Annotated in this window: 20 protein-coding genes; 17 read left to right on the forward strand and 3 right to left on the reverse strand. The window is 44.6% G+C overall.

The window, feature by feature from the left end:
• Nucleotides 1-17: 17 nt before the first annotated feature.
• From nirD to rpsG, 8 genes are all read left to right on the forward strand, one after another.
• Nucleotides 18-356, forward strand: coding sequence for a nitrite reductase small subunit NirD (gene nirD, locus FHS57_RS24140; RefSeq protein ID WP_183978200.1), 339 nt, complete (start codon nt 18-20; stop codon nt 354-356).
• 11 nt (nt 357-367) lie between these two features.
• The gene (locus FHS57_RS24145; protein WP_183978202.1) at nt 368-1804 is read left to right on the forward strand and encodes an ATP-binding protein; all 1437 of its coding nucleotides are present in this window, start codon (nt 368-370) and stop codon (nt 1802-1804) included.
• Between the two features lie 4 nt (nt 1805-1808).
• On the forward strand, nt 1809-2462 hold the full coding sequence (locus FHS57_RS24150) for a response regulator (RefSeq protein ID WP_028523852.1): 654 nt from the start codon (nt 1809-1811) through the stop codon (nt 2460-2462).
• A 54-nt stretch (nt 2463-2516) separates the two neighbouring features.
• Nucleotides 2517-3326 (forward strand): sulfite exporter TauE/SafE family protein, encoded by an 810-nt coding sequence (locus FHS57_RS24155; protein WP_183978204.1) that lies wholly within the window; start codon nt 2517-2519, stop codon nt 3324-3326.
• 13 nt (nt 3327-3339) lie between these two features.
• The gene (locus FHS57_RS24160) at nt 3340-3717 is read left to right on the forward strand and encodes a rhodanese-like domain-containing protein (protein WP_183978206.1); all 378 of its coding nucleotides are present in this window, start codon (nt 3340-3342) and stop codon (nt 3715-3717) included.
• A gap of 61 nt (nt 3718-3778) precedes the next feature.
• On the forward strand, nt 3779-4975 hold the full coding sequence (locus FHS57_RS24165; RefSeq protein ID WP_183978208.1) for an ATP-binding protein: 1197 nt from the start codon (nt 3779-3781) through the stop codon (nt 4973-4975).
• A 145-nt stretch (nt 4976-5120) separates the two neighbouring features.
• Nucleotides 5121-5549: a 30S ribosomal protein S12 gene (rpsL, locus tag FHS57_RS24170; protein WP_028523856.1), complete on the forward strand. Its 429-nt coding sequence runs from the start codon at nt 5121-5123 to the stop codon at nt 5547-5549.
• A 129-nt stretch (nt 5550-5678) separates the two neighbouring features.
• Nucleotides 5679-6146 carry a 30S ribosomal protein S7 gene (gene rpsG / locus FHS57_RS24175; protein ID WP_122932575.1) on the forward strand — a complete coding sequence of 156 codons (468 nt, stop codon included), beginning with the start codon at nt 5679-5681 and terminating at the stop codon, nt 6144-6146.
• Between the two features lie 83 nt (nt 6147-6229).
• Here the strand turns inward: rpsG and ftsY are convergent, their stop codons facing one another.
• From ftsY to rpmG, 3 genes are all read right to left on the reverse strand, one after another.
• Nucleotides 6230-7186 carry a signal recognition particle-docking protein FtsY gene (gene ftsY, locus FHS57_RS24180; RefSeq protein ID WP_183978209.1) on the reverse strand — a complete coding sequence of 319 codons (957 nt, stop codon included), beginning with the start codon at nt 7184-7186 and terminating at the stop codon, nt 6230-6232.
• Nucleotides 7187-7282: 96 nt separating this feature from the next.
• Nucleotides 7283-7435 (reverse strand): DUF4295 domain-containing protein, encoded by a 153-nt coding sequence (locus tag FHS57_RS24185; RefSeq protein WP_084332196.1) that lies wholly within the window; start codon nt 7433-7435, stop codon nt 7283-7285.
• Between the two features lie 86 nt (nt 7436-7521).
• Nucleotides 7522-7704 carry a 50S ribosomal protein L33 gene (gene rpmG, locus FHS57_RS24190; RefSeq protein WP_028523859.1) on the reverse strand — a complete coding sequence of 61 codons (183 nt, stop codon included), beginning with the start codon at nt 7702-7704 and terminating at the stop codon, nt 7522-7524.
• Nucleotides 7705-7827: 123 nt separating this feature from the next.
• On the opposite strand from rpmG, the gene FHS57_RS24195 reads away from it, so the two are divergent.
• From FHS57_RS24195 to FHS57_RS24235, 9 genes are all read left to right on the forward strand, one after another.
• On the forward strand, nt 7828-8862 hold the full coding sequence (locus FHS57_RS24195) for a sensor histidine kinase (RefSeq protein WP_183978211.1): 1035 nt from the start codon (nt 7828-7830) through the stop codon (nt 8860-8862).
• Between the two features lie 113 nt (nt 8863-8975).
• Nucleotides 8976-10049: an NAD-dependent epimerase/dehydratase family protein gene (locus FHS57_RS24200; RefSeq protein ID WP_183978213.1), complete on the forward strand. Its 1074-nt coding sequence runs from the start codon at nt 8976-8978 to the stop codon at nt 10047-10049.
• Nucleotides 10050-10081: 32 nt separating this feature from the next.
• Nucleotides 10082-11026: a glycosyltransferase gene (locus FHS57_RS24205; protein WP_183978215.1), complete on the forward strand. Its 945-nt coding sequence runs from the start codon at nt 10082-10084 to the stop codon at nt 11024-11026.
• A 36-nt stretch (nt 11027-11062) separates the two neighbouring features.
• A complete protein-coding gene (locus tag FHS57_RS24210) occupies nt 11063-12646 on the forward strand; it encodes a glycosyltransferase family 39 protein (RefSeq protein ID WP_183978217.1) in 1584 nt (527 codons plus the stop codon).
• 95 nt (nt 12647-12741) lie between these two features.
• The gene (locus FHS57_RS24215) at nt 12742-13617 is read left to right on the forward strand and encodes a class I SAM-dependent methyltransferase (RefSeq protein ID WP_183978219.1); all 876 of its coding nucleotides are present in this window, start codon (nt 12742-12744) and stop codon (nt 13615-13617) included.
• Nucleotides 13618-13920: 303 nt separating this feature from the next.
• On the forward strand, nt 13921-14859 hold the full coding sequence (locus tag FHS57_RS24220; RefSeq protein ID WP_183978221.1) for a glycoside hydrolase family protein: 939 nt from the start codon (nt 13921-13923) through the stop codon (nt 14857-14859).
• A gap of 109 nt (nt 14860-14968) precedes the next feature.
• Nucleotides 14969-15805 (forward strand): phytanoyl-CoA dioxygenase family protein, encoded by an 837-nt coding sequence (locus FHS57_RS24225; protein WP_183978223.1) that lies wholly within the window; start codon nt 14969-14971, stop codon nt 15803-15805.
• Complete coding sequence (locus FHS57_RS24230; protein WP_183978225.1) at nt 15802-16776, forward strand: glycosyltransferase family 2 protein; 975 nt, start codon at nt 15802-15804, stop codon at nt 16774-16776. The genes FHS57_RS24225 and FHS57_RS24230 overlap by 4 nt, the downstream gene beginning before the upstream one ends.
• Nucleotides 16773-17588, forward strand: a complete 816-nt coding sequence (locus FHS57_RS24235; RefSeq protein ID WP_183978227.1) for a glycosyltransferase family 2 protein — start codon at nt 16773-16775, stop codon at nt 17586-17588. The genes FHS57_RS24230 and FHS57_RS24235 overlap by 4 nt, the downstream gene beginning before the upstream one ends.
• The last annotated feature ends 38 nt before the right edge of the window (nt 17589-17626 follow it).

The raw sequence follows: 17626 nt of genomic DNA on the forward strand, positions 1-17626 counted from the left end.
CCTAAAACTGAATTAAAATGAATAATCAACCTACTACTTGGTTCAAAGCAGCACCCATTTCTGCTTTTCCCGAAAATGGGGGGGCTTGTGTTAAATACAACGACAAACAAATTGCGGTGTTTCATTTCAAACAACTCGATAAATGGTACGCGACCGACAACGAATGCCCCCACAAGCATCAAATGGCCTTGAGCCGTGGGATGATTGGCGACCAGCAGGGGCATCCGAAAGTAGCGTGTCCTTTTCATAAAAAAACGTTTTCCCTTGAGACAGGACTGAACTTACAAGGCGAAGATTATTGCATCAATGTGTATCCCGTTAAGATAGAAGACGGATTTGTGTTTATCGGAATTTAACATTCCAACTTATGCCATTACGCGTACCTAAACGTTTTACTCGGCTGTATATCATGGCCTTATCGTTGGTTGCATTTCTGACGATACTCGGACAATTATTGGTTCAAAATTCCTTGGAGGGGTCGCTGCACGACTCTTGGCTGGTGAATTATGCGGGCCGTCAACGCTTTCAAAGTCAGTTGATTGCCAAATGCGCCCTTTTACTTACCCAGCGACCAGATTTGGCCGATAAAGCAACGCACGTGACAGAGTTAAAAAAGGTGTTACGCGATTGGGAAGATCACCACGACCAATTAAAAACGGGAAACCTTCGGGATATTAAAGCGACTTCGGTAAACAGCGATACCGTACGGGCGATGTTTGAGGACATTGATGTGCATTTTCAGGCAATTGCGCGCAGTACCCATGCGGTCATCGGCTGGCTCGAACAGCCCGTCCGCGAAGGAACTGTGGATGTTCACCTAAAAAATATCTTTGCGCATGAACTTGTGTTTTTGCGCAAAATGGATCGAATCGTATTTCAATACGACCAAGAAGCCAAAGCCAAAGTGACAACGCTCCGACGCATTGAACTTTGGCTGATGGCTTTTACGCTTTGTGTTTTGTTAGTGGAGGGATTATTTATTTTTCGCCCTGCCGTCGTAAAACTTTCCGAAACGCTTCATCAGCTCATAGAAGCACGTGAAAAAACGCATCAGGCCAACCAAGAACTTCAAAAAGCCTATCAAGAGCTGCGCGCTACGCAAGCCAAGTTGCTAGAAGTCACGCAACATCGGCACCGCCAAGAACTGAAAGAACAAAAAATTCACACTTCAGCGCTGCTGCAAGGGCAAGAAGAAGAGCGTCGCCGCCTTTCCAAAGAGCTTCACGACGGGGTAGGGCAGATGCTAACTGGGCTGAAATTGATGGCCGAAAGCTTTTCAAATGGAACGGGATGGTCAGAAAAAGACCGCCAACAAGCTATCAATCTTCGACAATTGGTAGGGCAAACAATCCAAGAAGTACGAGGAATTTCTAACAACCTGATGCCTACCGTTCTGAATGATTTTGGGGTGAAGTTAGCTCTGAAACAGCTTGTGGATTCTACCGTCCGAAATACAGGCGCGCCGTTGGTTTTTGAGTCAAATCTTAACGACGAACGTTTTGATCCACGGATTGAAATAGGGCTTTACCGAATTGCCCAAGAGGCCATTCACAATGCCGTCAAACACGCGCAAGCCACCACTATTGCTGTTCGCATTTTTCGTCAAGAAAAAGACATTGTACTCAAAATTACCGACAACGGCAAAGGGTTCCGAATCAATAAAAAAACGCAATCAACGCTCGTGCCTACGCATGGCTTGACCAACCTCCAAGAACGTACGCGTTTGCTGGATGGGAAAATCAAAATTCATTCAACAGTAGGCCAAGGCACCGAAATCATTGTAAATATTCCTCAACATAACTAACAACATGAAGAAAATCCAAGTAGTACTCGTCGATGACCACACAATAGTCCGAAATGGGCTGCGGTCGATTTTAGAAAGTACCGACGAAATCGAAGTCATTGGCGAAGCCGCCAATGGGGAAGAAGCCCTCGAAAAAATTGCCTACTTAAAGCCTCAGGTGATGCTCATTGACATTTCGATGCCAGGCATGTCGGGTATTGAGTTGGTAGGTAAAGTGGTGAAGCAAAGCACTGCCATCCGACCTGTCATTTTATCAATGCACAACGATGACGCGTACATCCTCAAGTCTGTGGAGGCAGGGGCGTACGGTTATTTGTTGAAAGATGCCACGCGTGATGAAATTTTAGCGGCCCTACATTCGGTTAAAAATGGCGAAAAATATTTCAACCCTTCAGTAGCGGCGGTGATTGTGAATGGGTATTTGTCGCAGGTTCAAAAAGTGGAAAAAGCGTCAGAATCACGAAAAACATTACTTTCCAAAAAAGAAAAAGAAGTGCTAAAATTGCTGGTGGAAGGCATGAGTAGTCGTCAAATTGCTGATACTCTTGATCTTAGTGTTCGTACCGTTGACAACCACCGTGCCAACATGATGCGCCGCCTTCAAGTACATAATGCGGCCGAATTGGTAAAATTAGCCTTAGAAGAAAAGTTACTGTAAATTTGTAAAGCACAGTTAGTCGCCAAACCATCCTCCTAGCTGTGCTTTACTTTTATGGAAATCATTGGGTACGCAGGAGCGCTTGTGATGGGGCTTTGCTTGGGACTTATTGGTAGCGGTGGAGCTATTCTTACCGTACCCATTTTAGTATATTTGTTTGGCGTTGAGCCACTTCTAGCCACCACTTATTCTCTTTTTATTGTGGGGCTCACGAGCCTAGTCGGAGCCACGGTCCGAGCGGGTGCGGGGCATATTCATTGGCCACTGACGTTAACTTTTGGAATTCCCTCAGTGGTGAGTGTGTTTTTGACGCGTACCTATTTGCTGCCCCTTATTCCCAATCCAATACTTCAAGCTGGTACTTTTATTCTTTCTCGTTCGAGCTTTTTACTGGCATTGTTTGCGGTATTGATGGTTTTTTCATCATTTTCGATGATAAAAAATCCGCCAAACCAATTCCCAAGGAATAGCAATCCATCAGCAGGTGGGTACTGGCACGTCATAAATATGTTGCTCAAGGGTTTTTTAGTGGGCGGAATCACGGGATTGCTGGGAGCGGGAGGTGGTTTTTTGATTATTCCAGCGCTGGTGCTGATTGCTCGCCTTCCGATGCAACAGGCTGTAGGGACATCGTTAGTCATCATTGCTACGAACTCCCTGACGGGTTTTTGGCGCGATTACGAATTCCATTCGCGCATCAACTGGCCATTTCTTGTGCATTTTTCAACCCTTGCAGTCATCGGTATTTTACTGGGGAGTTCGCTGGCTCGCAAAATCAGTGGTGATAAATTAAAGCCAATTTTTGGTTATTTTGTGCTCGTGATGGGCTTTTACATTTTATTCAAAGAACTGTTTTTATCTTAACTTTTTTCACAACATGAAAACGCTGCTTGCAACTTTTACTTTTGTTATTGTGCTATTGGCTGGCACCTCTTTGCGTGCCCAAGAAAACTTAGCCCCTAAAGACTTTATTCAAAAACTCAAGACCACACCCAATGCCCAATTGTTGGACGTCCGTACCCCCAACGAATGGAATGCGGGAAAAATAGCGTCGTCGAAATGTATTAATTACAACGACCCAGCATTCAAAGAGCAAGTCCAAAAGCTTGATAAAAACAAACCCGTCTTTGTCTATTGTGCCGTAGGAGGGCGTAGTACGAAGGCATCACAAATTTTAAAAGAGTCAGGCTTTAAATTAATCTACAATTTGCAGGGTGGTGGCTACGCCGACCTAGCCAAGGAAGGAATAAAATAGGGATTTGTAACGTAGAAGTGGCGTCAATAACCTATATTTGTTTTGAAACAAAAACGTTTTTATGGAAAAATTGTTCTCATTTCAAAACAATATACTGCAAAATACGCCTCTATCGTTTAAACGGTATTTATATCAGCAGATCCCTTTTCATAGCCGTTTAGTAGGTGTGAAGGGAATTCGGGGAGTAGGAAAAACAACGTTATTGTTGCAATATTTTAAAACACAGTCGTTGTCAACGTCCTTGTACGTCACAGCTGACCATCCGTGGTTTTACCAACATTCATTGCTCGAAACCGCTGAAGAATGGCACAAACAGGGCGGGCGTTTACTAGTTATTGATGAAGTGCATAAATACGCTCATTGGTCGGCGGAGTTAAAGAATATTTATGATGGCTTTCCTGAAATGCGGGTACTTTTTACGGCTTCATCTGCCCTTGATATTTACCGAGGAGAGGCCGATTTAAGCCGTAGGGCTTTGAGTGTTACCTTACATGGAATGTCGTTTCGAGAGTATTTATCATTATACCAACTGGCTGATTTGCCTTCTTTTCCATTAAGTGACCTGCTCGAAAACCATCAAATAATAGCAATGGAGTTGATGCAAACACTAAAGACTCCATTGCTCCACTTCAAAAAATATCTTCAAACTGGCTATTTACCACTTGGAGTTCAAACTTCTTCTGAGCAAGAATATGGGATGAGAACTTTCCAGCTCATTGATGCTGTATTGGGCTTTGATTTAGCTTTTTTGCATGATTATTCAGCGAGTCATCAATCTAAAATTAGACGATTGTTGGGAGTTCTAGCTGATACAGTTCCTTACATTCCCAATATTCAAGAACTAGCTACGGTACTACAAGTTAGCCGAAATACCGTACTAATGTGGCTTCAACATCTAGAACAAGCGGCGATCATTCGTAATATTCACAAAGAAGGCCATGGAACTTCGGTACTTCAAAAGCCTGATAAAATTGTTTTGGAGAATACGAATTTCAATTACGCGTTAGGTAAAACGCCCAATGAAGGTACCCTACGTGAAACATTTGTGGCAAATCAACTCTGTAATAAAGGACACCATTTGGTATTAGCTGAACAAGGTGATTTTATGGTAGATGATAAATATACGTTAGAGGTAGGAGGAAAAAACAAAAAAAAGAAGCAAATAGCGGCATTATCCAACGCTTGGATTGTGAAAGATAACATTGAAATAGGCTATACTAATGTTATCCCCTTGTGGCTATTTGGTTTTTTATATTGAACCACAGTTTTGAGAATATTTTTCTCCAAATAGCATACTTACTAAAAAAACTTAGCGTATATTCTTGGTGATCAGAAGATAATCTTCTATTTTTGCACTCCCATTTTTGGGGTGGTATAACCATTTTTGAAAAAAACAGTATAAAATGCCAACTATTTCACAGTTAGTACGCAAAGGACGCGAACAAATGACGTGGAAATCTAAGTCACCAGCCTTAGATTCTTGCCCACAACGTCGCGGTGTATGTACGCGTGTATACACCACGACCCCGAAGAAGCCAAACTCGGCTTTGCGCAAAGTTGCGCGTGTACGTTTGTCAAACATGAAGGAAGTCAACGCTTATATCCCAGGCGAAGGACACAACCTCCAAGAGCACTCAATCGTATTGGTGCGTGGTGGTCGTGTGAAAGACCTTCCAGGGGTACGTTACCACATCGTTCGTGGTGCGCTTGATACCGCAGGTGTAAACGGTCGTAAACAAAGCCGCTCACTTTATGGTGCTAAACGTCCGAAACCAGGACAAGTAGCTCCAGTAGGAAAGGGTGGAAAACCAGCACCAGGTAAGAAGAAGTAATTAAAACGCGTTAGCGTTCGTCCTTTTGTTTGCATAGTACATTATAGCATAAAAGGGTAGTAATCCCGAAGTTAGTTTGGGATGAATCAGTTGAAAAACGAAACCTACATTGATTAACAACTCAGTACAATGAGAAAAGCAAAACCTAAAAAAAGATACCTATTGCCTGACCCTAAGTACAGGGACGTAATGGTAACCAAGTTTGTGAACAACTTGATGTTGGAAGGTAAAAAAAGTACAGCGTACGAAATTTTCTACGGTGCATTGGAAATTGCTGAAAAACGTCTTAACGAAAGTGGCCTTGAAGTATGGCGCCGTGCGTTGAACAACGTAATGCCTGCTGTAGAGGTAAAAAGCCGCCGCGTAGGTGGTGCTAACTTCCAAGTTCCAACTGAAGTTCGTCCAGATCGTAAAGTTGCTTTGGGAATGAAGTGGATGATTAAGTACGCTCGTTTGCGCGGTGAAAAAACCATGCGTGACCGTTTAGCAGCTGAAATCGTTGCGGCATCAAAAGGTGAAGGTGCTTCTGTGAAGAAGAAAGACGATACGCACCGTATGGCTGAAGCCAACAAAGCGTTCTCGCACTTCCGTTTCTAGTAAACTGAAGCGCCTGACTAGGCAAAATATAAAAGCCGACTCTCTTGAGGGTCGGCTTTCTTTTTGTTCGTGCTTTTGGGCGGTTATTTCTTAAATAAAGAATCGACAAATTGGGTACGGTCAAACACTTGTAGGTCGTCCATACGTTCGCCTACGCCAATGTATTTGACAGGAATTTTGAACTCGTCCGAAATACCAATCACAACGCCCCCTTTGGCAGTGCCGTCGAGCTTCGTAATCGCCAGTGAAGTAACTTCGGTGGCTTTGGTAAATTCACGTGCCTGAATCACGGCATTTTGGCCGGTACTTCCATCTAACACCAATAATACTTCATGAGGAGCGTCGGGCAATACTTTTTGCATGACACGCTTAATTTTCGTTAGCTCGTTCATCAAGTTTACTTTGGTGTGTAAGCGTCCAGCAGTATCTACAATCACCACGTCAGCACCCATTTCTACCCCTTTCTTGACGGCATCGTGTGCCACGGCAGCAGGATCGGTATTCATACCATGCTCGATGACGGGCACGCCGGCGCGCTGTCCCCAGGTTTTGAGCTGATCTACAGCAGCAGCGCGGAAAGTGTCACCTGCGCCCAAGACTACCTTCTTACCACGTTTGTTGAACTGGTGGGCCAGTTTTCCAATGGTTGTTGTTTTGCCAGCGCCGTTTACCCCCACAACCATAATAACATAAGGTTTCGGTAGGTTGTCGGTTTCAAAGCTGTCTTTAACATCAAGTGATTGATTCTCGGTAAGCAAGGCAGCAATCTCGTCACGAAGGATACGGTCGAGCTCGCCAGTGCTTGTATATTTGTCTTTTGAGACGCGTGCTTCGATGCGTTCAATGACTTTGACGGTCGTACCAACGCCCACGTCTGAGCTAATCAGAATCTCCTCTAACTCATCTAAGACTTCCTCATCGACGGTTGATTTACCGACGAGTGCGCGGCTCAATTTCCCAAAGAAGCTTTCTTTTGATTTTTCGAGCCCTTTATCGAGCGTCTCTTTTTTTTCTTTCGAGAAAAAATCAAATAAACCCATGTTATCGTTTGTATAAATTCTGTCACAAATGTACAACAAAAAAAGTCCCTCATGGGGACTTTCTTAGAATATCGTTACGGTAACAGAGATTGCGAATTAGTTTTTCAACGCAGCCTGTACCTCATCGGTAGGAACGATAACCTCTTTAAAAGTGTAAGCACCAGTCTTTGGAGATTTCACAGCTTGAATCACCTTAGCATAAGTCTTACCACCTTCTTTTTTCAGGGTTGCAACTACTTTCTTTGCCATTGTAAGTATCAGTTAAGATTGTTAAAAGTTAGTGTCTAATCGTTTAACAGTACCAATTAACTAGTTAACGATCAACAAATAACAAATTATTTAATTTCTTTGTGAACCGTTACTTTCTTCAAGTATGGATTGTATTTCTTCATTTCCATACGGGCAGGTGTGTTTTTACGGTTCTTTGTCGTGATGTAACGCGACATGCCAGGAACGCCTGATTCCTTTTGAACCGTACATTCCAAAATTACTTGTATTCTGTTACCTTTCTTTGCCATTGCTTTTCAAAAATTTCAAAACGGAGCGCAAAGTTACAGATAGTCAAGCATAAGACAAAACATTTTCTTAAAATTTCAGGAAAAATATTTGCGTAACTTTGCGGCAGAGACATCTTTACCCTCATGCGATTTACGCCACGTATCATTGCTTTCTTACTTGCTTTGGCCATTTCGGCCATTACTGTCGCCTTTCTTTCGTTTGTAAGTGGTACCAACGGAAGTATGTTTTTTGTGGCAGGTCTCGCCAGTTTTTCGGCCGCTTTTTTTCTCATAATGTACGCCATTGAGATTTTGGTGTACCGTGAAGTGACCAAAATGCACCAGACCATTCAACGCCTGAAACTCAAGGACTTTAGCTTTCCAAGGAAGTCGATTGTGAGCGATGCCAATCCGTTGAAAAAACTCAACCAAGAGATTTTTGTCTATGTGGCTCGAAAGCAGCAAGAAATCGACGAACTAAAAAAACTAGAAATATTCCGTCGGGAGTTTTTGGCGGATGTTTCGCACGAATTGAAAACGCCCATTTTTGCGGCGCAAGGGTTTATTCATACCCTGCTGGATGGTGCCATGGACGATGTAAAAGTGCGGGATAAGTTTCTGCAAAAAGCCGCCAAAAGCTTGGATGGGCTCGATGCACTCGTCAAAGATTTAGTGGCGCTGTCGCAGATGGAAACGGGAGAAATCCGAATGCACAAGGAAATGGTGGACTTGCGTTTGCTGACCTTGGAAGTCTGTGAACAGCTTGAACACAAAGCAAACTTGCGCAAAACCCTCCTAAAAATTAAACCCGATCAACTGGCGCACGTTTGGGTAAAAGCCGACGCCTATCGAATTACGCAAGTGATGACAAACCTCATCGAAAACGCCATTAAATACGGAAATGACAACGGAAAAGTCGTTGTCCATTTTGAGGAAGAGAAAAAACATTTTGTGATATCCGTACGTGACAATGGCCCTGGGATTCCGTCGGAACACTTGCCGCGCTTGTTTGAGCGGTTTTATCGGGTGGACAAAAGCCGCTCGCGTGAAAAAGGAGGAACGGGGCTGGGACTGGCCATTGTGAAGCATATTTTGAGTGCGCACGGGTCAAAGATTTCGGTAGCGAGCAAAGTGGAAAAAGGGACAACCTTTAGTTTTAAACTGGAGAAAGCTGACTAACTGACTTATTTTACGGATTAGGCGAATTGAACTTTTTTGACTTATTTTACGCCTTTAAAAGAGAAAAATAGAAATTTTCCAATATACATAACACTTCAAAAGACGATTCTTGTATGAACATTGCACTTGTCACTGGTTCGGCTGGATTGATTGGAAGCGAGTCGGTCGCTTTTTTTGCTGATAAATTTGACCTCGTGATTGGGGTAGATAATAATTTACGTCAATATTTCTTTGGGCAAGACGGAAACACGGAATGGAACCGTAACCGTTTGCAAGATGCGTACACGAATTATAAGCACTACAGCGCTGATATCCGTGAAGTGAGCCAGTTGGAGCCCATTTTTAAAGAATATGGTGCCGACATTAAGCTAATCGTTCATGCCGCGGCCCAACCAAGCCACGACTGGGCGGCACGTGAGCCTTTTACTGACTTCGGAGTAAACGCGGTCGGAACGCTCAACATGCTTGAAATGACCCGCCAAAACTGCCCAGAGGCGGTGTTTATCTTTACTTCGACCAACAAAGTATATGGCGATAACCCTAATTACTTGCCATTGGTAGAACTAGAAAGCCGTTGGGAGATTTCGGAAGACCACGCGTACTTCAAAAATGGTATCGACGAGCACCACAGCCTTGACCATACCAAACACTCTATCTTCGGAGCGTCGAAAGTAGCGGCAGATATTATGTGCCAAGAGTACGGTCGTTATTTTGGCATGAAAGTAGGCGTATTCCGCGGTGGATGTTTGACTGGTCCTAACCATTCAGGTGCGCAGTTGCACGGCTTTTTGGCGTATTTGATGAAGTGTACGATTACCAATAACCCTTACACCATCTTCGGTTACAAAGGAAAGCAAGTACGTGACAACATCCACAGCTACGACTTGGTGAATATGTTCTGGCATTTCTACCAAAACCCACGTCCAGGAGAAGCCTACAACGCAGGTGGTGGCCGCTATGCCAACTGCTCGATGTTGGAAGCAATCGCCATTTGTGAGAAAATTGCGGGCAAAAAATTAACGTATCATTACTCAGAAACCAACCGTATCGGTGACCACATTTGGTACGTAAGTGACTTGACGAAATTCAAGAGCCACTATCCAGATTGGAACTGGACTTATAACCTCGAACAAACACTTGTTCAAATCCACGACGGTATCGCCGCTCGTTTGGCGATGGCGGTGTAGAACTGTTATCTGTTAAACTGATAACAAACTCAATGACTTCAAAATACGTCATACTCATACCGCAATACAACGATTGGGAGGCGTTAAACCTGCTTATCGAACGCATTAATCAAGACGTAGTGGCCGAACTGTTGGCCACTACGTCTTTGGTTATTGTAGATGATTGTTCTAGCCAAGATTTAGAGCATTTGGTGGCGTTTCGGGGGCAACAGGTGCAAATTGTGCGTCTATATCGCAATTTGGGCCATCAACGAGCCATTGCGATTGGGTTGTCTTACATTGCCAAGGAGGTATCGTGCGAAAAAGTGATTGTGATGGATGCCGACGGCGAAGATGCGCCCAAAGACATCAATGCCTTGGTGGCTGCCTCGGAGCAATCGCCTGACCGTATCGTTTTTGCGCAACGTACCAAACGCCAAGAAAGCTTTACTTTTCGTTTTTTCTACGGTATTTATAAATTTATCTTTCGTCAGTTGACGGGGAAAGTGATTACGTTTGGAAACTTCTCTTTGATTCCGCAACGACGTTTGCAAAACCTTGTGCGCGTTTCCGAAATATGGAACAATTTTCCTGGGGGCATTATTAGGTCAAGGATTCCGTACGTAGCCATTCCTACCGAACGTGGAAAACGTTTGGCGGGCGAAAGCAAGATGAATTTTGTGTCGCTGGTATTGCATGGACTAAGTACGATTTCGGTACTGATTGACGTAACGGCGGTTCGCATTTTAATCTTTTCGATTGGGATGTCATTGGCGGCGTTGCTGGTCATTTGTGTCGTATTGTTTTTGAAATGGATGAACGACGCCTCGCCAGGCTGGGCATCTACGCTCAGTTCGGCTTTGTTGATTGTGGTACTTCAGTCGTTTTTGATTTCGCTTTTTCTTGTTTTTATGGTGCTTCAATACCGTACCCAACAGCAGTTTATTCCCGTGCTTCAGTACCGCGATTTTATCGAGAAAGTAGAAGACATAAGTTAAAATCAGTGTTCATCAGCGAATAACCAATAAGCAATTGTGTTGAGTTTCGACGATTTTCCAATAGTGTATTTTGCCCTTGGCTATCTCCTTGCAGGAGCGATAGTGGTGCTGACATTATTGAAAAATAAGCGCTTTCAAGAAATTCTTTTTCTGGGTTTGTCGGCGGCATTGTTGTTGTTTATGCGCCTGCCCGTGGTGATTTTCAACCAAGAAATTAACCCCGACGAAAGCCAAATGTTGGCGCACGCCATTACCCTCAAACAGTATCCTATTTATTGGCAGTCGGTGGATGGAACTACCATTGGCCCACTCGATAATTATGCTCTTTTGCTGCCCTCGTTTTTTGGACGTGCGATAGACTATACCTCGGGGCGTTTGGTGGGCTTGCTTTGTGTGCTGGGAAGTTTGTGGTTTTTTTACCGCAGTGTGAAAAATTGGTGGGGAGAAAACGCTGCTCGCGTTGCGCTACTGCCGCCGTTGTTTTTGCTCGCATTTACCCAGGAAGCGGATTATGTGCATTATTCGAGCGAACAACTCCCCGTTTTGGTACTAAATATAGGGCTCTGGCTACTGTCCAAAAATTGGAATCCTTCGCCCAAAATAGCCCCTTGGTTTTTGCTTGGGCTGGTCTTAGGCATAAGCCCATTTGCTAAAATTCAAGTAGTGCCTCAAGCTGCGGTGATTGGGCTATTTGCAATCATACAGGGGTGGAATACGGAGAAACGGATAACCAAACTCAGTGCCTTGGTGCTTGGGGCAGTGACATTTCCGATATTGACCTTAGTGTGGGCGTGGGCGTACGACGTGCTCGACGATTTTTGGAATTTTTACGTTCTTGGAAACCTCATTTATGCAGGTGGTAGTTCGTTGATAGATTCGATTCTTCGTTTACCGCATTTTTTTGCCAAAAGCCCCAGTTTTATGGCGTTTTTGCTGACTACCTTGCCGTTGGTATTGTTGGCTTTTAGAGGAGCAAAAAATAAAACAACATTGTTCTATTTTGCCGTGCTTTGGCTGTTGACAGCGTTGTATGCCGCCACCAAGTCGGGAAATGATTTTGTACATTACCTCAACCTGTGTATTTATCCATTTGGATTGATGGCGGCGTTGGGTATCAATACCTTGGTGGCCCAATCCAAAACAATGGCGGCGCTGGTAATACTTACCGTGGGGGTGTGGGTAGGCTGGTTTGGCTACAAAGTGCTGAAACGCGAACCGCTCAATGCTTATCTTTCGACGGCCGACCACCGCGTGCCTGTAAGTCAAGTGTCAAAATTGATTCAACAGTACGCTTCCTCTAACGACCGCTTGGTGATTTGGGGTTGGATGTGTCGGTATCACGTAGAAACCCAAATGCCTCAAGGAACGGCCGAGAACCATTCGGAGCGATGTATTTATCCGCATCCGATGCGGGAGATTTATTACAAACGTTATCTAGCTGATTTAAAACAGAATACCCCTAAAGTATTTGTAGATGCCGTAGGGCCGAATAGCTTGTGGCTCTACGATCGCGCAACGCAAGCGCATGAAGCTTTTCCAGAACTAAAAGCCTTGATTGCAGCGCACTATCGACTGGTGGGAGAAGTAGAAAATACCCGCGTTTTTGTACGAACCGAATAATAAATCCCTCCTTTGGCCTAGAAACCATCTTTGCCAAAGTATAAAAGTTGCGTTAATTTTGACCCTCTTGATGATTAGTTTAGAATCCTAATAGAATGACACATACTCAATTCCTTGCTTCATTGGTTTGCCCTAAAACGGGACAGCCGCTACAAGTTGCCGAAGATGGCCAATCGCTTACTGCTCCTGATGGTACAGTTTATCCTGTGTTGGATTCAAACATCATCGACATGGTGCATCCGCGTGAGTTGTTTGAAGATGATGCCCGCGAGCAGCATCTCTACGACCAAGCGTATCAACGCTACGACCGTGGCGTTTCGTGGGTGTTTGAAACATTGAACCACTCTGACGAAGCAGCCACTCGCCAATTTATGATTGGATTGATGAACTTGCAACCTGGCCAAACTGTGCTTGAAGTAGGAGCAGGAACGGGAAAAGATTCGGCTTTGATTATTGAGCAAATTAGCCCAGGTGGAACGGCGGTGTTGTCAGATCTTTCACCTAATATGTTGCGCCTTGCTACGCAGAAATTGAAGGCGGAGGACGTAAATATTCATTTCTTTTTGGGAAATGGCTCATACTTACCTTTTGCGGACGGGACGTTTGATTCTGTATTCCATTTTGGAGGTATTAATACATTCTCAGAGCGTAAAAAAGCCTTTGCGGAACTTACTCGCGTGGTGAAAGTAGGAGGGAAAGTCGTGATTGGAGACGAAAGTATGGCGCCATGGCTTCGCAACGAGCCTACGTACCAAACGCTTTGGAAAGCCAACCCGTTGTTCCGTGCGGAGGTGCCCATCGCCGATTTGCCTGCCAACGTAGAAAACTTTAAGTTACACTATATCTTTGGAAATTGCTTTTATGTGATGGAATACACCGTCGCTGCGAAAGCCCCTGAAATTGACATTGATTTACCAATTCCAGGCAAAGATTTTGTGGATAACTGGCGCTTGAGAGCAGAAAAAGCCTAGTGTTAGTGTTGAGGGTTGCTCACAACCCGACTTTAGCGCGTCTGACTGTCGTCTGACGCATGACAACAGTAAGTACGGCGTCAGACGATAGTCAGACGCAAAACAGATTGTACGTGCAAAGGGTTGCTCACAACCCGACTTTAGCGCGTCTGACTGTCGTCTGACGCATGACAACAGTACGGCGTCAGACGATAGTCAGACGCAAAACAGATTGTACATACAAAGGGTTGCTCACAACTGACTAGATGATACAGTATCAAAATACAAAGCAGAAAATCTGAAAACAGTAAACTGCAAACAAAAATGGCTTGGCAAAAAAAAGGAGTAATTTATAAACCAGATGGGTCGTTGGCGCACAGTCGTTCGCACGCACAAGTGCCGTATGCGTACAAGCACCCTGATTTTTTACGTATTTATTTTTCGTCACGCGATGACAAAGGGCAGTCGCGTCCTACGTTTATCGACGTGGACTACGACGATCCTAAAAAGATTTTATACATCCACGACAAGCCCGTATTGGAGCTTGGCGGCCCAGGTGAATACGACGAAACAGGCGCCATGCCAGCGTGGTTTGTTGATATGCCCAACGGTGATATTTGGTTGTACTACACGGGCTGGAACCGCACGCACAACTCATACCGCCTTTCGATGGGACTTTCAGTAAGTCACGACGGGGGACTGACTTTTAATAAGATGTTTACGGGGCCTATCATGGACCGTAGCATTCAGAATCCCATTTGGGCAGCGCAGCCATCGGTAATGCGCGAAGAAGATGGAACGTGGCGGATGTGGTACATTTCAGGGCATAAATGTGAGTACATTCACGGCTACCCTGAGCCCTACTATCGTTGTCAGTCGGCCACTTCTACCGATGGCATTCACTGGAATATCAGCGACGTACCAACGCTCGATTTTGACGATTTCTTGCACGCCGTTGGTCGTCCAAGTGTATTTAAGGAAGATGGTGTTTATAAAATGTACTATTCATTCCGCCACACGCGCGACTACCGTACCGACCGCAACCAAAGTTACCGCCTTGGCTATGCCGAGTCGGTGGATGGAGTGCATTGGGAGAGAAAAGACCATTTGGTGGGTATTCATAAATCAGAGACGCCAGGTGACTTTGATTACAACATGATTGACTACGCTTATTGCTACGAACACAAGGGTAAAAAATACCTATTGTACAATGGCAACGGTTTCGGAGCGGCTGGTTTTGGCTATGCCGTGTGGGAAGACTAAAAGTTGGAAGGTTTGTTGTAACTTTACTTTTGATTTTTGACCAAGGTCATTCTTTCAAAAGGCCGTGATTCGTAACATTGGGGGTTGTTAAACCAAACAAATCAGTACCATGTCAACATTAGCAGAGCAATTTCGTCAAGATGGGTTTTTACTCATTCGCAACTTCTTAGATAAAAGCGTGGTGGAAAACATCTACCGCGAAGCACGTGAAATATTTGCCGTTCAGATAAAGCACGTTACAGGCCGTACGGTTGATATCGACGACCGAGACGCCTTTGAAAACGCTATGTTTGAGTTTTTTCAAAAAGACTTTACTGCATTTCGAAATACAGGCGTTACGGTACAGCACAGCTTGTCGCTTCACCAGTTTGCTGTGAGTGAGAAAATTGTCAATCTGTTGAAAGAAGTAGGCATCGAACAACCCGTTGTGGGTGCGCGTCCTGCCATGCAGTTCAACAGCCGTTTTTTGTCAAAAGATGGTAGCAAACACTGGAAATTGGATGCGCACCAAGACTGGCGTACGGGCCAAGGCTCGCTCGATAGCACGGTGATTTGGTTTCCGATGGTGGATGCAGGGGCTGACTTGGGAGCATTACAGGTGATTCCGCGTAGCCATACGTGGGGACTGCTGGAGTCGAGTACGTCGGGATATCAAGGAGGAATTACTGCTCAACTGAACGACGAGGATTTTGTCCAAACCGAATTCCAAGTAGGAGATTTGCTGATTTTCTCAGCCTTTTTGGTACATCAATCGGGCAATAATATCACTAATAACATTCGCTGGTCGGTACAGCTTCGTTACAACAACTTGGCCGAAGCCACTTTTATTGAAAGAGGTTACCCAATGGCCTATATATACAAACCAGAGGCTGAATTGGTGACACCAAATTTTCCAACTGTAGAACAACTTGAAGCTGTTTTTGCTTCACCAACACCTGCCGTATGATTAAAGTAAGCGTCACGATTCTTACGTACAACCAGAAACAATTTATTGGCAAAGCCATTGAAAGTGCGTTGTCTCAGAAAACAAATTTCGATGTTGAAATATTGGTAGGAGACGATTGCTCGACGGACGGTGCGCAAGAAACTATTTTAGCTTACCAAGAAAAATATCCTGATAAAGTAAAGGCCGTTTTGCATTCCAAAAACTTGGGGCAAAATGGCCTTTTCAATACTATCGAAACCCTCAAACTGGCCAAAGGAACGTACATTGCCCCGATGGACGGGGACGATTACTGGACCGACGACCAGAAACTGCAACGCCAAGTCGATTTCATGGAGGCTCATCCTGATTTTTCGGCTTGTTTTCATAATGCCCTCATTACCTACGAAGACGGTACGCCCTCGCACGAACTCAATTCGCCCGACCAGAAAGAAGTCATTACGGCGGCAGATTTGGTAGGAGAAGACGAAATTTGGTTCATGGCGACGTCAGCAGTCATGTTTAAAAATGGCATTATGCACTATCCTGACTGGTTTTTGAAATCGTCGAGTGGAGATATTCCCCGTTACGTGATTTTGGCCAAGCATGGCCCAATTGGGTACGTACCAGGGGTAATGTCGGTGTATCGAAAAAATAGGGGAGGGGCAAGTTTTAAAGACCACTACCGCGATGCACGCTTTTTGTACAACCGAATTGCGATGTACGAAGGCATTGATAAAGAGCTTGATTATCGCCACCATGATTTGCTACGGCTCAACATCGCGCGCTATTATCGCATGCTTCTGGATGCCAAGCAGTATCAAAAAAGCTACTTCCGCCGCGCAAGGTTGGCGTTGAAATACCTTCAATTGGGGCAACCACCCCGCGAAATTTCCAAAGAAGTTATCCGAGATTACGTGCTTCCAAAGTGGATGATGAATGTTTATAGCTTTTTTGCGCTGTTGCCTCACCGTTTGAAAGAATCTTCCCGATGAAAGTTAGCGTTTGTGTTCCCACTTTCAACCACGAAAAATACATTGCACAAATGCTCGAAGGAGCGTTGATGCAACAAACGACGTTTCCATTTGAGATTGTGGTGGGCGACGATGCTTCTACTGACGCAGCCCCGCGTATCATTCGGGAATACGCCGAGCGGTTTCCTGATAAAATCAGGGCGTATCTGCATCCCGAAAACTTAGGACCGAAAGAACCTCGGGAGTTTGGCGGGCGAAACAACGTGCTTTTTTTGCTCAAAGCTTGCCAAGGCGATTACGTGGCGCTTTGCGAAGGCGATGATTATTGGACCGACCCGCTGAAGTTGCAAAAGCAAGTCGATTTTATGGAAGCTCATCCCGATTTTGCCATTTGCCACCATAATTTGGAGGTAATTTACGAAGATAATTCCCCTAGCCACCCCTTCAATGAACCCGACCAAAAGGCGATTTCTACGGTAAAAGATGTGTTGGAAGACCGTTGGTTTATTGGAACGGCCAGTTTGTTGTACCGAAATTTTTTCCGTACCGAAGATTTTGCCGAATGGCATCATTGCGCGGCGGCGGGCGATTGGGCGTTGGTGATTCAATTGGCAGCGCGCGGGAAAATTGGGTATTTGCCCGAAACAATGGGGAAATATCGAAAACACCGTGGAGGACTCAGCCATGTTCACGCAACGACCAACCCGTACTTTCTCCAAAACCGACGCCAAATGTTTGCCGATGTAAACGAATGGCTTGATTTTATTTACGACGATACGGTTCAGAAAACCTTGCAGTATTACGACCGTTTACTGGAAAAAATTGGAAATTAGGTCAAAATGACCCAATTTTGCTGTATAATCCTCTTAGG

It is taken from the genome of Runella defluvii, from assembly GCF_014195535.1.
GTDB lineage: Bacteria > Bacteroidota > Bacteroidia > Cytophagales > Spirosomataceae > Runella > Runella defluvii.

What these genes read in the sequence shown, in the direction of transcription:
- nirD (WP_183978200.1), top strand. Translation starts at nt 18, where the DNA reads ATGAATAATCAACCTACTACTTGGTTCAAAGCAGCACCCATTTCTGCT.
- FHS57_RS24145 (WP_183978202.1), top strand. Translation starts at nt 368, where the DNA reads ATGCCATTACGCGTACCTAAACGTTTTACTCGGCTGTATATCATGGCC.
- FHS57_RS24150 (WP_028523852.1), top strand. Translation starts at nt 1,809, where the DNA reads ATGAAGAAAATCCAAGTAGTACTCGTCGATGACCACACAATAGTCCGA.
- FHS57_RS24155 (WP_183978204.1), top strand. Translation starts at nt 2,517, where the DNA reads ATGGAAATCATTGGGTACGCAGGAGCGCTTGTGATGGGGCTTTGCTTG.
- FHS57_RS24160 (WP_183978206.1), top strand. Translation starts at nt 3,340, where the DNA reads ATGAAAACGCTGCTTGCAACTTTTACTTTTGTTATTGTGCTATTGGCT.
- FHS57_RS24165 (WP_183978208.1), top strand. Translation starts at nt 3,779, where the DNA reads ATGGAAAAATTGTTCTCATTTCAAAACAATATACTGCAAAATACGCCT.
- rpsL (WP_028523856.1), top strand. Translation starts at nt 5,121, where the DNA reads ATGCCAACTATTTCACAGTTAGTACGCAAAGGACGCGAACAAATGACG.
- rpsG (WP_122932575.1), top strand. Translation starts at nt 5,679, where the DNA reads ATGAGAAAAGCAAAACCTAAAAAAAGATACCTATTGCCTGACCCTAAG.
- ftsY (WP_183978209.1), bottom strand. Translation starts at nt 7,186, where the DNA reads ATGGGTTTATTTGATTTTTTCTCGAAAGAAAAAAAAGAGACGCTCGAT.
- FHS57_RS24185 (WP_084332196.1), bottom strand. Translation starts at nt 7,435, where the DNA reads ATGGCAAAGAAAGTAGTTGCAACCCTGAAAAAAGAAGGTGGTAAGACT.
- rpmG (WP_028523859.1), bottom strand. Translation starts at nt 7,704, where the DNA reads ATGGCAAAGAAAGGTAACAGAATACAAGTAATTTTGGAATGTACGGTT.
- FHS57_RS24195 (WP_183978211.1), top strand. Translation starts at nt 7,828, where the DNA reads ATGCGATTTACGCCACGTATCATTGCTTTCTTACTTGCTTTGGCCATT.
- FHS57_RS24200 (WP_183978213.1), top strand. Translation starts at nt 8,976, where the DNA reads ATGAACATTGCACTTGTCACTGGTTCGGCTGGATTGATTGGAAGCGAG.
- FHS57_RS24205 (WP_183978215.1), top strand. Translation starts at nt 10,082, where the DNA reads ATGACTTCAAAATACGTCATACTCATACCGCAATACAACGATTGGGAG.
- FHS57_RS24215 (WP_183978219.1), top strand. Translation starts at nt 12,742, where the DNA reads ATGACACATACTCAATTCCTTGCTTCATTGGTTTGCCCTAAAACGGGA.
- FHS57_RS24220 (WP_183978221.1), top strand. Translation starts at nt 13,921, where the DNA reads ATGGCTTGGCAAAAAAAAGGAGTAATTTATAAACCAGATGGGTCGTTG.
- FHS57_RS24225 (WP_183978223.1), top strand. Translation starts at nt 14,969, where the DNA reads ATGTCAACATTAGCAGAGCAATTTCGTCAAGATGGGTTTTTACTCATT.
- FHS57_RS24230 (WP_183978225.1), top strand. Translation starts at nt 15,802, where the DNA reads ATGATTAAAGTAAGCGTCACGATTCTTACGTACAACCAGAAACAATTT.
- FHS57_RS24235 (WP_183978227.1), top strand. Translation starts at nt 16,773, where the DNA reads ATGAAAGTTAGCGTTTGTGTTCCCACTTTCAACCACGAAAAATACATT.